Below are 13,676 nucleotides of genomic sequence, written 5' to 3' on the forward strand. Positions count from 1 at the left end.
TCCGGGCCGCGTCGTTTCGTGTGGCCGCCCTATGTGCCGGAGCGGATCGCGATCGCCACGGGAGGCCGCTATGACCGAACCCCTTGCTCCGCCCGCCTGGACGGCCGCCGCCGCGCGAGCCGCCGCCGATCTCGGGCTCGGGAGCAGTTTTGCCGAGCTGGATGCGGAATCCTGGGCGCGGCTGCGCGCCCGCGCCGCCGAGATCCTGACCGCGCAGGGCAGCCCCCCGCCGCCGGATTGGGAGCGCGCGCTGGCCCGGGCCCTGGACCGGGCCGATCCAGATGTCCTCGCTCATGACGAGGCCGACGCCGTGCTGGCCGAGCAGGGCGAAGTGTTCGCCCCGGAGGACGACGCTTGAAGCCTCGTCCCGAACCGTAGCCGCCGGCGTTCGGACGAAGACGATGCGCCGGAATCGCGTGCCGCCCGGGACTTCGTGACGGCGTGTGGTTGCCGTCGCGCCGGTCCAGGCCGATGTAGGTGGAATGCCACGTCCCGATCACCAGCACGCCGCCCCGCGATCCGCCCCCACAGCCCTGCGGGTCTTCCCGGTCTCAAGCGAGGCCCCGGTCCTCGATGCGCAGACGCGGACGCGCCTGGGGCGCCAGCTGCGCGCGCTCTATGACCCGGTGATCGATGAGGTGCTGGATCCGAGGCTGGCGGAGCTGCTGCAGCAGCTCGACGCCGATCGCGCGGACGAGACCGGACGCTGAGGGGATCCGGGATGGGGCTCCCGTCGATGGATCGGGGGGATGTCACACCGACGGGAGCTGAGCCGGGACGACGAATCGACCCAACCCGTCCTATGTCGCCCAGGAACGACCCCGGGCGCCTTCACCTAAGTCAAATTTTCTGTCGAATACAGAGGGTGATGTGACGAAGATGGGTATTCGTCGGTGGAGAGCGTGGCTGCGGCGTCAGGCCGACGTCCCGGTCACCGACAGCATCACCCCGTCGTTGCCGATCTCGGCACCGGTGTAGCCCAGCATCCGGGCGAGCTGCTCGCGGGCACGCCACACCCGGCTTTTCACGGTGCCGATCTGACACTGCATGACGGCTGCGGCTTCCTCGTAGCTGAGGTTCTCGATCGCCACGAGGACCAGTGCCTCGCGCATCACCGGGGCGAGCCGGTCGAGGGCGGCGCGCACGTCCTGCAGGTCGAGATGGCCGCCCTGCTCCGGCACGCTGGTCAACCGCTCAGCGTAGCTGCCGTCGGTGTCCGCGACCTCGCGACCCTGCTTGCGGTGCTGGCTGTAGAACACGTTGCGCAGGATCGTGAAAAGCCAAGCCTCCAGGTTGGACCCGGGGGTGAAGCCGGCTCGTCCGCGCCAGCCCCGCAGCAGCGTGTCCTGCACGAGGTCATCGGCCGCGGCGGGGTCTCGGGTCAACGAGACGGCGAAGCGGTGTAGGGCCGGCACCACCTTCAGCAGGCCGGCGCGGAAGTCGGCCTCCCGTTCGACCTCCCCCGAGACCGGCTCTGAGGCCTGGTCCTTGGCGAGCGCGGCGTCCAGGCGCGCCAACAGGTCGGCAAAGCGATCCGAGGCGGCCGCCGGAGTCGGGCCGACCGCGTCGTAGGTCAGGCCGAGCAGCGTCCCGAGGTGGATGCGGATCGCGTCCGGCAGGCCATGCCGGATGTCGCGGGCCGGATCGGGCAGGGTGTGGCCTTCGGTGTCTGGCATCAGGTCCGGGCATCGACGGCGGGCCTATCGCGCCCGTCGCATTCGCTTGTGGCGCGCCCACGCGGCTCTCGCGCCAACATGGGTTTAGACCGTGTTGCCGCGACACTGAGACGAACCAATACAAGCAAGCGTGACGGGCCGAGGTGTCGGGGCCGAAGACGAACGGACCCGCGAACCGGCGGGCTCGCAACGGCGTTCCCTGTCGGATCCGTCTCCTTCCGGAGGCCGACCGGACTTGGTTCCTGAACCCGTAGCGAGGCGTGTCGATGGCTTCCCCCGATCCCGATCGCACCGTGCCCCGCGACACCGGGGGGCACGCCTCGACGGTCTGGACCCTGGCGCTGGCCACCGCGCTCGTCGGCCTGGTTGCGTTCCCGCGGCGGTCTGCCGCCCCGGCTCCTGCCTCCGCCCCGGCCGGCGCGGAGCCGGGCCGCCGGTCCGCCTTCGCGGGCTCCTCGGAACCCGCGCCCGCGCACGAGGGCGGCGAGGCCCGGGCGGTCGCGAGCCGCCAGGCCGATCGCGGGCGGGGCGCCAGCCATCCGGCCGAAATTCCCGCCAAGGGCTGGAAGGACATCGCGCTGCGCACCTACCGGGACATCGGCGAGAACCGCCTGTCGCTGATCGCGGCCGGCGTCACCTTCTTCACCCTGCTGGCGATCTTCCCGGCCGTCGCCGCGCTGGTCTCCTGCTACGGCCTCGTGGCCGACGCCTCGACCATCAACGACCAACTCGCCAGCCTTCAGGGCGTCCTGCCCCAGGGCGCCCTTGAGATCATCGGCGACCAAGTCAAGCGCCTGAACGAGAAGGGCAACACCGCGCTGGGCCTGAGCCTGGTCGTCAGCATCGTCCTGTCGGTCTGGAGCGCTAACGGCGGCGTGAAGCACGTCTTCGACGCCCTCAACATCGTCTACAACGAGCGCGAGAAGCGCAATTTCGTCCTGCTCAACGTCGTCTCCCTCGGCTTCACCGCGGGGGCGCTGGCGTTCCTGATCCTGGCTCTGGCCGCGGTCGTGGTGCTGCCGGTGGTGCTGACCTATGTCGGGCTCGGGACCGATGCCTGGTGGCTGACCCTGCTGCGCTGGCCGGCGCTGCTCGTGGCAGTCCTGCTCGGGCTCGCCCTGCTCTACCGCTACGGTCCGAGCCGGGACGCGCCGCGCTGGCGCTGGGTCACCCCCGGGGGCGCCGCGGCGGCCCTGCTGTGGCTCGTCGCGTCGCTGCTGTTCTCCTGGTACGTCGCCCATTTCGGCAGCTACAACAAGACCTACGGCTCCCTCGGCGCGGCCATCGGCTTCATGACCTGGATCTGGATCTCGACCATGATCGTGCTCGCCGGTGCCCAGCTGAACGCCGAGATGGAGCATCAGACCGCCGAGGACACCACCGTGGGTGAGCCGCAGCCCCTGGGCACGCGACGCGCCCAGATGGCCGATTCCGTGGGAGCCGCCGCCGCGTGACGGGGCGGCCAAAGGGCTCAGCGGTGGTTAACACAGGTTAGCGCGGGCACGCCCGGTCGCGGCATAAGCCGTCGCGTGCAACCAGACTTCGACGCTCGGGCCGCAATATACCTGTGACAACAGTCGTCTTCGTGCGGTGGGCATCCATCGGCAGCGTCGTCGCGTGGTTTGGGGCGCGCCGCGACTGCTCGGATCCCTCTTTTCACGCCCGCCCACCCGCCGCGTGCCGGCCGCGGGCGGGACGATCCAGCTACGGATGGACGGACGGTTCGGAACCGCATCGGCATTGCGGCCTCTGACCGGAGGCCGCCGTGAACAACCCGTTCGTGCGGAAGATGGAGCGGCACGTCCGGCTCGGGCCCGAGGACCGCGCCGCCCTCGACGGCCTCGCCCGACAGCATATCCGCCCCGTCGCGCCGCGTCAGGACATCGTCGGGCAGCACGAAGACCCGCACCACACCCACCTGATCCTCGACGGCTGGGCCTGCCGCTACAAGCAGTTTCCGGACGGTCGGCGAGCGATCGTCTCGCTGCTCCTGCCGGGCGACCTGTGCGACCCCTCCCCGGCCCGCTGGCCTCGCCTTGACCACGCCATCGGGGCGATCACGCCGGTCACGGTCGCCCGGATCGCGCCGGACCAGATCGGCGAGGCGATCCGGACCCGGCCGGCGGTGGAGGAGTGCCTGTGGCGCGAGATGCGCGACACCACGGCGCTCCAGCGCGAGTGGATCGCCAGCGTCGGGCGCCGTTCGGCGATCGAGCGCCTCGCGCACCTGTTCTGCGAGCTGTACCTGCGGCTCGCCCGGGTCGGCCTCGCCGAGGGAAACACGATCCCGATGCCGATCACCCAACCCGACCTCGCCGACGCCCTCGGCCAGACCAGCGTGCATATCAACCGTACCCTGAAGGCGCTGCGCACCGGCGGCCTCATCGCTCTGCGGGGCCGGCGCCTGACGATCCACGACCTTGACGGGTTGATGGAGCGCGGCCTGTTCGACCCAGCCTACCTGCATCTGGCCTGAGACACCTGGCCTGAGACACCTGGCCTGAGACACCTGGCCTGAGACACCTGGCATGAGACCGGCGTACCGGCCCGGACCCCCGCCGGCGGCTGTAACATGCGCTCGGACGGGGCAGCTGCCGGGATCCGCGCCTGAGCCATGGCGGGATACGCTTGCTCAAAGATTGATTTTCAGGATAGTATTTAACCAAATGCCGTCAATCGGCGGATATATATGGGCGATTGAATTGAGTGTGCTCTACTTATTGCGGTTATATAGTTATTTTATACTAATCGTATATAACCGGATTCCGAATTTCTACGGGCTCAACGGCGCGCGGCGAGCGCTGTTGCGCAATATTGGCGTCCGAATCGGAGCAAAATCACATATTTCCAGTCCCATCATTTTTGAACAAAGTCTCAACGACGAGGCTATAAGAGGTCTTACGATTGGGTATCAAACATTCATCAATTCCGATGTCCGATTTGCCTGCCGGAACGCGCGGATCGAGATCGGTAATCGATGCATGGTCGGTTCCAGGGTAAGCTTCGAAACATCGACGCATGATCTCGTCATCGACGCGTTCCACGATAGAACAAGCATAACGCGTCAGACATTCCACAAAGACATCATCGTGCATGACGGTGTCTGGATCGGAGCCGGGGCAATCATTTTGTGCGGCGTTACGATCGGAGAACAATCTATAGTTGCGGCTGGATCTGTCGTGACCAAGGATGTCGAGGCGGGAGTCTTGGTCGGTGGCGTGCCCGCGAAGACGATAAGGCGGCTGGTCCCGAACTGAGATGGATCGTCAGGCCTCAGCGGCCCGGTTCTACAGGACGCGTCGGCCGGAGCTGACCCTCGGTGGGCCCCTCCAACCGCTCCGCGGCGCGCAATCCGGAGCCGCCGCGCCGACGGACGACGGCTCCGCCCGGACCGACGGCGATACGCCGCGTCGCCGCGATGGGTCCGCGTCCCTTGCCTTCGGCCGGCGGCGGCCGATCTGAACCGCATCAGGCAACCGGTTCGAGCCGACCGACAGACCATGCACATCCATCTCGACGCACTCGGCGGCGTCGCCGGCGACATGTTCGCCGCCGCGTTGCTGGATGCTTTTCCCGAGCATCTCGAGGGCGTGCGCGCCAGCGTGCGGGCCGTCGATCCGCGCATCGCCTGCACCACGTCGCAGCACAACGACGGCATCCTGCGGGGCCTGCGCTTCGCGGTCTCGGCCCCCGAGGCTGAGATGCCTGCGCCGCATCGGCACGGCGGCCACGCGGCCCATCCGGACCGCCACGATCACCATGCCACGCACGATCACGCCCACGACCCGACGCAGGGGCACGCGGACCACCTGCCGCATCACGGCCACCGGCCCTGGTCCGAGATCCGCGGGGATCTCGACCGGGCGAACCTTGCGCCGGCCGTCCGGGCGCATGCGCTGGCGATCTTCGGGCACCTCGCCGAGGCCGAAGCCCGGGTCCACGGCATCGCGGTCGACGCGGTGGCGTTCCACGAGGTCGGCGCCTTCGATTCGATCGCCGACATCGTCGCCGCCGCCCACCTGATCGCCGCCCTCGAGGTGCGCAACTGGAGCGTCTCGGCCCTGCCGCTGGGCTCGGGCCGGGTCCGGACCCAGCACGGCCCCCTGCCGGTGCCGGCCCCCGCCACCACGCTCCTGCTCGAAGGCTTTCCGACCCTCGACGATGGGATCCCGGGGGAGCGCGTGACCCCCACCGGCGCGGCGATCCTGCGCCATCTCTGCGGTGAGGCGCCCGGGCGCGGCCGGCCCGCCGGCACGCTCGGGCCCAGCGGGATCGGTTTCGGCACGAGGGTCCTGCCGGGCCTGAGCAATTGCCTGCGCGCCCTCGTGCTGGAGGAGGCGCCCGCCGCTCATCCCGGCCGGGACGACCTGGTGGTGATCGCATTCGAGATCGACGACCAGTCGGGGGAGGATTTGGCAATGGGCCTCGACCGCCTGCGCGCGGAGCCCGGCATGCGCGACGTCGTGCAGATGCCGGTGCTGGGCAAGAAGGGCCGGATGATGGCCCATATCCAGGCCCTGGTGCAGCCCGAGAACCTGGAGGCGGCGATCGCGGCCTGCTTCCGCGAGACCACCACGATCGGGCTGCGCCACCACCGGGTCGCGCGCGCGGTGCTCGGCCGGGAGGCCGTCACGGTCGCGCCGGAGGGCCGGCCGGTGCGGGTGAAGGTGGTCGACCGGCCGGGCGGGCGCACCGCCAAGGCCGAGGCCGACGATACGCTGGGCCAGGGAGACCACACTGCCCGGGCGCATGTGCGCCGCGAGGCCGAGCGCCTCGCCCTGCGAGAGACCACGAAGGAGGAGCGGTGACGCGCGCGCATCTCGAAGCCGTGCTGGCGGGGCTCGGTCCCGTCGCGGTGGCGGTGAGCGGCGGGGTCGACAGCCTGACGCTGGCCACCCTCGCCCACCGGCTGGCACCGGCCGCGACCCTCGTGGTCCACGCGGTCTCCCCGGCCGTGCCCGGGGAGGCGACCGCGCGGGTCCGGGCCGAGGCCGCCCGGGAGGGCTGGGACCTGCGGGTGATCGAAGCCGGCGAGTTCGCCGACCCGGCCTACCGGGCCAATCCCGTGAACCGCTGCTTCTTCTGCAAGACCAATCTGTACGGCGCGGTCCGGCACGTCACCGACCGGCAGATCCTGTCGGGTGCCAATCGCGACGACCTCGGCGAGTACCGACCCGGCCTCGACGCCGCCCGGGAGCATGCGGTGCGCCACCCCTATGTCGAGGCCGGGTTCGACAAGGCGGCCGTGCGGGCGCTGGCCCGCGACCTCGGTCTCGGCGCGGTGGCCGAGTTGCCGGCCGCGCCTTGCCTGTCGAGCCGGGTCGAGACCGGCATCCCGATCGAGCCGGAGACCTTGGCCTTCATCCACGCGGTCGAGCGTCTGGTCGGCGGCGCCCTCGATGCCGGGGCGGGCCCCAAGCGGGCGGTTCGCTGCCGGGTGCGCGCCGAGGGCGTGGTCGTGGAGCTCGACCCCGGCAGCCTCGCCGCCCTCGACGCGGAGCGCCGCGCCGCCCTGGGATCCGGCATCCGGGAGATCGCGCCGCCGCGCCTCTCAGGCGCCGTCCGGTTCGCACCCTACCGGGTCGGCAGCGCCTTCCTGACCGGAGCATTCCCCGCATGAGCGTGGCGGACGAATTCACCCTCGACTTCGCCCGGCCCGAGCGGATCGGCCTGGAGGAGGCCATCTTCTGCGCCGGCAAGAGCCCCGAGCAGATCGACGCGATCCTGGCGGCCGCACGCGAGCGGGGTGCCTCGCTGCTTCTGACCCGGCTCGACCCGGAGAAGTTCTCCCGGCTCGGGCACGCGGCGCGGCTCGATTACTGTCCGGTCTCGCGCACGGCGGTGTTCGGGCAGGGCCCGCCGGTTGCCGGTCCGGCCCGGGTGGCCGTGGTCGCGGCCGGCACCTCGGACGTCCCGGTCGCCCGGGAAGCCTTACGGACGCTCGGCTATGCCGGACGATCCGCGACGCTGTTCGCCGATGTCGGTGTCGCCGGCCTGTGGCGTCTGACCACGCGTCTGGAGGAGATCCGGGCGCATCCGGTGGTGATCGTCGCGGCCGGCATGGATGCGGCGCTGCCGAGCGTGGTCGGCGGCCTCGTCGCCGGGGCGGTGATCGCGGTCCCGACCTCCGTGGGCTACGGCGTCGCCGCAGGGGGGCGCACAGCCCTGGACGCGGTGCTGGCGAGCTGCGCCCCCGGGATCGTGGTGGTCAATATCGACAACGGCTACGGGGCCGCCTGCGCGGCCCTGCGCCTGCTCAACGCGGCGAGCCGCCTCGCCCAGGAGGCCGAACGATGATGTCCCGCCACCCGTTACCGTCCGAACCAGACACCTTCCCGAACGGAGATATCCGATGGAACGCCGCAGCTTCATCCAGGGCGCCGTGCTCGGCGCGGGGCTTACGGGCACCGGTCTCGCCGGCGCCGGCAGCGCGGGTGCGGCCGTGAGCGTCCCGCCGCTTCCGAACACCCGGCCGCAGGACCCGGCCGACCTGCCGCTGGTCACCGATCCCGGCGAACTCCGGGGTGAGATGCTCTACCGCCCGTTCGGGCGGACGTCCGAAAAGATCTCCGCGATCGGGATGGGCGGGTTCCACCTCGGCAAGAGCGCGGTGACGGATGCCGAGGCGACGCGGCTGATCCACGAAGGCGTCGATCGCGGCATCACCTTCATGGACAATTGCTGGGACTACAACGACGGCCGCTCCGAACTGCGCATGGGCGCGGCCCTGGCCGAGGGCGGCTACCGCGACAAGGTCTTCCTGATGTCCAAGATGGACGGGCGGACCAAGGAGGAGGCGCTCAAGCAGATCGACCAGTCGCTCCTGCGCCTGCGCACCGACCGGATCGACCTCGTCCAGCACCACGAGATCCTGCGCTACGACGATCCCGACCGCGTCTTCGCCGAAGGCGGGGCCATGGAGGGATTCCTGGAGGCCAAGAAGCAGGGCAAGCTGCGCTACATCGGCTTCACCGGCCACAAGGACCCGCGCATCCACCTGCAGATGCTGGCGGTGGCGCAGGAGCGCGGCTTCCACTTCGATTCCTGCCAGATGCCGCTCAACGTGATGGATGCGCATTTCCGCTCGTTCGGCCATCTCGTGCTGCCGCACCTCGTGGCCGAGGGCATCGCGCCGCTCGCCATGAAGACCTTCGGCGACGGGGTGATCCTGAAGGCCGACGCGCCGATCAAGCCGCTGGAATACCTGCACTTCTCGCTGAACCTGCCGGTCTCGGTGGTGATCACCGGCATCCAGAACCAGCGCGACCTCGATCAGGCGTTCGAGGCGGTGAAGACGTTCAAGCCGATGGACAAGGCCACGGTGGCCGAACTGCTGTCGCGCTCCAAGCCCTACGCGCTGGAGGGCAAGTACGAGCTGTTCAAGACGAGCGCGACCTTCGACGGCACCGCCAAGAACGCCGCCTGGCTGGGCGAGGACGTGCAGAGCGTGAAGAAGCTGGCGCCGACGATGGAGTAGCCGCTCCCCGAGGGACACGCCGTGCGTCGCCTTACGCCACATCCTCCAGTCGGATCGGCAGCTTGCGGATCCGGCGCCCGGTGGCGTGGTGGACGGCGTTGGCGATGGCTGCGTTGACCCCGATGATGCCGAGTTCGCCAAGCCCCTTCAGCCCGAGGGCGTCGACCTGATCGTCGGGGTCCGGCACCAGCACCGCCTCGACCGCCGGGGCGTCGGCCGAGGTCGGGACGAGGTACTCGGCGAGATCCGGGTTGCGATAGGCGGCACCGTCCAGAACCGTCTCCTCCAGGAGCGCCGAGCCGAGGCCCCAGATCATCCCGCCCATGAGCTGGCTCCGGGCGGTCAGCGGGTTGAGGATCCGCCCCGCCGCGAAGGCGCCGGTGAGGCGGGGCACCCGGATCTCGCCGGTCTCGGCGTGGACGTGGACCTCCGCGAACTGCGCGCCGAAACCCCAGGACACGGCGTGCCCGCCCCCGCCGAGGGTCAGCCCGATATGACCCTGCCGCAGGGCCGCCAGCGCCTTCTCCCGGTCGGCCCCCGCGGGTACGAACGCGGCGAGCGTCTCGACGCCCTCGGGGCCGACCGCCTCGGCCAGCGCGATTCCGCTCCCGTCCGGGGCCGCGAGCCGCCCGCTCGCGAGGCGCAAGGTGCCCGGATCCCGGCCGGCTAGGCGACCGCCCTGCCCCGTCGCAGCCTGCGCCAGGGCCTCGCGGATCTGACCGCAGCCGAGCGCGAGGGCGTTCATCAGGCTGGTCGTCGTGCTCGATCCGCCGGAGATGCCGGCCGCCGGCAGCGCCGTGTCGCCGAGCCGGACCGCGACCCGCTCCACCGGAATGCCGAGGCCCTCGGCCGCGCCCATGGCGAGCAGCGTGGTGATGCCGTTGCCGATCTCGTGATGCGCGCAGGCGACTTCCGCGCTGCCGTCCGGAGCGAGCCGCACCCGCAGGGTCGCGGCGGCGATCTTCACCGGCCGCACCGAGGCCGCGCAGCCCAGGCCCACCCGCCAGGGGCCGTCGCGCATTGCCCCGGGGCGCGGATCCCGGCGCGACCAGCCGAAGGCCCGCGCCCCGGCATCGAAGCAGGCCATCAGCGGCCGCGTCGAGAACGGCTTGCCGGAGACGGGATCCACCGCGGTGTCGTTGATCCGACGCAGGGCGATCGGATCCATTCCGAGGGCCACCGCCACCTCGTCGACAGCGCTTTCCAGGGCGAACAGGAACGGCACCTCCGGGGGCGCCCGCATCGGCCCGGGGGTGTTGCGGTCGACCCGCACGGCCCGCTCCTCGGTCCGGATGTTCGGGCAGGCGTAGAGGCCCGCGGTCACCTCGGCCCCCTCCATGACGAACGGATCGAACCGCGAGGTCACGGTCTCGGCCTCGTGCACCAGGGCGGTGAACCGCCCCGTCCGGTCGGCGCCGAGCCGGATGGCATGGCGCGATTCCGGCCGGTAATTGGCGATGGTGAAGCATTGCCGCCGGGTCGGCACCAGCGACACCGGCCGGCCGATGCGGCGGGCCGCCAGGGCGACCAGGGCCGTGTGCTGCGACAGCGCGAACTTCGAGCCGAAATGGCCGCCGATCAGCCCCGACACCACCCGCACCTGTGCGGGATCGAGGCCGAGCTGCGCGGCGAGCCCGTGCTGCACGGCGCCGACGTAGCGGGTCGGCTCGTGCACCGTGAGGCGGTCGCCGTCCCAGGCCGCCCGGGTGGTGAACAGCTCGATCGGGTTGTGGTGCTGGATCGGGGTCTCGTAGCGCGCCTCGACCCGGATCGCGGCCTCCCGCATCCCGGCCTCGGCGTCGCCCCGGGCGATGTCGGCGTGCTGGGCCTTGAGGTCCGCGAGCCGGACCGTCTCGGCCCCGGGGGCGTCGAAGCCGCCGGAGGCCGGCTCCTCCGCGTAGGAGACCCGAACCGCGCCGGCCGCCTCCTCGGCCGCCTCCTGGGTCTCGGCCACTACCAACGCGACGATCTGGCCGGCATACGCCACCGCATCGGAGTCGAGGGGCCGGTGCGAACTGTTGGCGTAGCCGCCGGCCATCAGGTGCTTCACCGGCGCCACCGCCCCGGCAAACGTTTGGTGGGTGAAGATCGCCAGCATCCCCGGCACCCGCTCGGCTGCGGCGAGATCGAACCCGATGATCCGACCCCGGGCGATGGTGCTGGTGGCCAGGGCGGCGTGGGCGGTCGCCTCCGGGCCGGGCCGGTCGGAAGCGTAGAGCGCCCGGCCGGTGACCTTGTCGGCCCCCTCGACCCGGGTATGGGCCGTTCCGAGGATTTTTCGGGAGTCTTGCGTGCCTGATTTCATGTTCGCGCTCCCGGTCCGCAGTCTCACCCGGGAGCAATCGCCGAAGCGGCCGCCCGGCTCCGCGGCCGGGCGGCGGGGCGACACCGTGCAGCGGCGGGGCGGTCTTGGAGCGGCCCCGCCGCTTCGGATGGCATCCCTACGGGATCAGTCGACCACCTTGCCGTCCGGGCCGACCTTCACCGTCTGCTCCTTGTCGGCGCCGGCCACCTTGATCTCGTACTGGACCGTCGAGCCGTCCTTCTCGACCTCGGCCTCGTAGGCCTTGCCGCCGCCGGCCTTCTGCTCGGCGATGGAGAGCGCGTCCTTCAACGGGGTCTTGGCGTTCTGGAAGTCGGCGGGCTTCAGCCGGGTGAAGTAGCGCTCGATCGGCTGGTTCTCGGTCTTGTACAGGGCGCCGGTATCGGCGTTGATGCCGTATTCCACCAGCTTGCCGCTCGGGTAGACGACCTTGATGGCGTAGTGCGCCGGGTTCTTGCTGTCGGCCTTCTCGAAATCGGCGTCGATGGCGCGGCCGCCCTTCTCGTCGCCCTGCGCCTGGGCGGTCGTCAGGGCCTGGGCGAGGCCGACCTTGGCGACCTTGGCGACTTGCCACTCCTTCATGCTGCTGTCGGTCTGGGTCGCCGGCTGAGCCGGCGCGGGCGTTGCGGTCTGGGCCAGGGCGAAGCTCGTCGAGAGCGCGAGCAGGCCGGCCGCGGTGGCGAGGCGGTTGATCATGGCGTGTTTCCCTTTGCGGGTTCTGTCTCGGGACCGTGAAACGCCGCGGCCCGGATGGGGTTTCCGGCCCTGAGGAAAAACGCTTGGCTTGATCGAAGCGCCGCGGGTCCCTAGCACCACTCTCGACCGCTGCAGGGTCGGAGGCGACAGGGCGGAGGCGGCTGGCCGAAGGATTGCGTCGGCCCGCCCGGAATGCGCGACAGCGAAGGAAGCCAGCCCGTGCTTGAGCAGATCGGCGAGATCGACCCGCCCCAGCGGCTCCTGATGGGGCCGGGCCCCGTCAATGCCCATCCGCGCGTACTGCGCGCCATGTCGGCCGACCTGCTCGGGCAGTTCGACCCCGAGATGACCGCCTACATGAACGAGGTGATGGCGCTCTATCGCCCGGTCTTCGGCACCGAGAACCGTTGGACCTTCCTGGTCGACGGCACGGCGCGGGCCGGGATCGAGGCCGCCCTGGTGAGCCTGGTCGCCCCCGGCGAGCGGGTGCTGGTGGTCAATTTCGGCCGGTTCGGCCTGCTGCTCACCGAGATCCTGGAGCGGGTCGGCGCCGTGGTCGAGACCGTGGATGCGCCCTGGGGCGAGGTCGTGCCCCTGGAGGCGATCGCCGCCGCGGTTGAGCGCTTCGGCCCGAAGGTCGTGGCCACTGTGCATGGCGACACCTCGACCACCATGGCCCAGCCCCTCGACGGGCTCGGCGACCTCTGCCGCCGGGCCGGCGCCCTCTCGTACGTCGACGCCACCGCGACCATCGGGGGCATGGAGATCGCCGCCGACCGTTGGGGCATCGACGTGGTGACCGGCGGCCTGCAGAAATGCCTCGGCGGCCCGTCGGGCTCGTCGCCCATCACCGTCTCGCCGGCGGCGGCCGAGCGGATCTTCTCCCGGCGCCACGTCGAGCACGGCATCCGCCGGGACGACATCGACGACGGCTTAGGCGTGCGGATCGGCTCGAACTACTTCGACCTCGCCATGATCATGGATTACTGGTCCGAGAAGCGCCTCAACCACCACACCGAGGCGACCACCATGCTGTACGGCGCGCGCGAATGCGCCCGGGTCCTGCTCGGCGAGGGTCTGGCGGCCTGCTATCGCCGGCACGCGGCCGCCGGTCGCGCGGTCGCGGCCGGCATCCGGGCGATGGGGCTCACCGTGTTCGGCGACGACCGGTACCGGATGACCAACGTCACCGCGCTGTACATCCCGGACGGGATCGACGGCGAGGCGGTGCGGCGCCGGATGCGGGAGGATTTCGAGATCGAGATCGGCACCGCCTTCGGGCCCCTGGCCGGCAAGGTCTGGCGGATCGGCGCGATGGGCTACAACGCCCGCAAGCACAAGGTGCTGATCACCCTGGGTGCCCTGGAGGCTGTCCTGCGGGCGGAAGGCTTCACCGTTCCGCCGGGCGCCGGCGTCGCGGCGGCCCTGGCCGCCTGGAACGAGAGCCCGGCCGCCTGATCGCGGCGCGTCCCGGGATCGACCCGGCGGGCCGCGGGAGCGTATG

At 70.8% G+C, this 13,676-nt stretch carries 13 protein-coding genes; 10 read left to right on the top strand and 3 right to left on the bottom strand.

Annotated elements, in window-relative coordinates; all coding sequences use genetic code 11:
* Nucleotides 1-70: 70 nt before the first annotated feature.
* A complete protein-coding gene (locus AC0IY0_RS19455) occupies nt 71-358 on the top strand; it encodes a hypothetical protein (protein ID WP_147941831.1) in 288 nt (95 codons plus the stop codon).
* A 124-nt stretch (nt 359-482) separates the two neighbouring features.
* On the top strand, nt 483-710 hold the full coding sequence (locus AC0IY0_RS19460; RefSeq protein WP_147909418.1) for a hypothetical protein: 228 nt from the start codon (nt 483-485) through the stop codon (nt 708-710).
* A 204-nt stretch (nt 711-914) separates the two neighbouring features.
* On the opposite strand, the gene AC0IY0_RS19465 is transcribed toward AC0IY0_RS19460, so the two are convergent.
* Nucleotides 915-1,676: a sigma-70 family RNA polymerase sigma factor gene (locus AC0IY0_RS19465; protein WP_147909419.1), complete on the bottom strand. Its 762-nt coding sequence runs from the start codon at nt 1,674-1,676 to the stop codon at nt 915-917.
* Nucleotides 1,677-1,942: 266 nt separating this feature from the next.
* Here AC0IY0_RS19465 and AC0IY0_RS19470 point away from each other — a divergent pair, with 266 nt between their 5' ends.
* The 7 genes from AC0IY0_RS19470 (at nt 1,943) to AC0IY0_RS19500 (ending at nt 9,153) form a co-directional block, all read left to right on the top strand.
* Entirely contained in the window at nt 1,943-3,130 is a 1,188-nt protein-coding gene (locus AC0IY0_RS19470) for a YihY/virulence factor BrkB family protein (protein WP_147909420.1), read from the top strand.
* Nucleotides 3,131-3,441: 311 nt separating this feature from the next.
* Nucleotides 3,442-4,152, top strand: a complete 711-nt coding sequence (locus AC0IY0_RS19475) for a Crp/Fnr family transcriptional regulator (RefSeq protein ID WP_147909421.1) — start codon at nt 3,442-3,444, stop codon at nt 4,150-4,152.
* A 190-nt stretch (nt 4,153-4,342) separates the two neighbouring features.
* Complete coding sequence (locus AC0IY0_RS19480; RefSeq protein WP_471765054.1) at nt 4,343-4,933, top strand: acyltransferase; 591 nt, start codon at nt 4,343-4,345, stop codon at nt 4,931-4,933.
* Between the two features lie 243 nt (nt 4,934-5,176).
* On the top strand, nt 5,177-6,484 hold the full coding sequence (gene larC / locus AC0IY0_RS19485) for a nickel pincer cofactor biosynthesis protein LarC (RefSeq protein WP_471765056.1): 1,308 nt from the start codon (nt 5,177-5,179) through the stop codon (nt 6,482-6,484).
* A complete protein-coding gene (larE, locus tag AC0IY0_RS19490) occupies nt 6,481-7,296 on the top strand; it encodes an ATP-dependent sacrificial sulfur transferase LarE (RefSeq protein WP_147941015.1) in 816 nt (271 codons plus the stop codon). Before larC ends, larE begins: the two co-directional genes overlap by 4 nt.
* Nucleotides 7,293-7,973, top strand: a complete 681-nt coding sequence (larB, locus tag AC0IY0_RS19495; protein ID WP_147909424.1) for a nickel pincer cofactor biosynthesis protein LarB — start codon at nt 7,293-7,295, stop codon at nt 7,971-7,973. The genes larE and larB overlap by 4 nt, the downstream gene beginning before the upstream one ends.
* A gap of 55 nt (nt 7,974-8,028) precedes the next feature.
* The gene (locus AC0IY0_RS19500) at nt 8,029-9,153 is read left to right on the top strand and encodes an aldo/keto reductase (protein ID WP_147941013.1); all 1,125 of its coding nucleotides are present in this window, start codon (nt 8,029-8,031) and stop codon (nt 9,151-9,153) included.
* A gap of 31 nt (nt 9,154-9,184) precedes the next feature.
* Here AC0IY0_RS19500 and AC0IY0_RS19505 read toward each other — a convergent pair whose 3' ends face one another.
* Nucleotides 9,185-11,458, bottom strand: coding sequence for a xanthine dehydrogenase family protein molybdopterin-binding subunit (locus AC0IY0_RS19505; RefSeq protein WP_471765058.1), 2,274 nt, complete (start codon nt 11,456-11,458; stop codon nt 9,185-9,187).
* 144 nt (nt 11,459-11,602) lie between these two features.
* The gene (locus tag AC0IY0_RS19510; RefSeq protein ID WP_147909427.1) at nt 11,603-12,172 is read right to left on the bottom strand and encodes a PepSY domain-containing protein; all 570 of its coding nucleotides are present in this window, start codon (nt 12,170-12,172) and stop codon (nt 11,603-11,605) included.
* Between the two features lie 219 nt (nt 12,173-12,391).
* Between AC0IY0_RS19510 and AC0IY0_RS19515 the strand changes: the two genes are divergently transcribed.
* A complete protein-coding gene (locus AC0IY0_RS19515; protein ID WP_210248961.1) occupies nt 12,392-13,630 on the top strand; it encodes a pyridoxal-phosphate-dependent aminotransferase family protein in 1,239 nt (412 codons plus the stop codon).
* Nucleotides 13,631-13,676 lie beyond the last annotated feature (46 nt).

It is taken from the genome of Methylobacterium sp. AC315, from assembly GCF_979253755.1.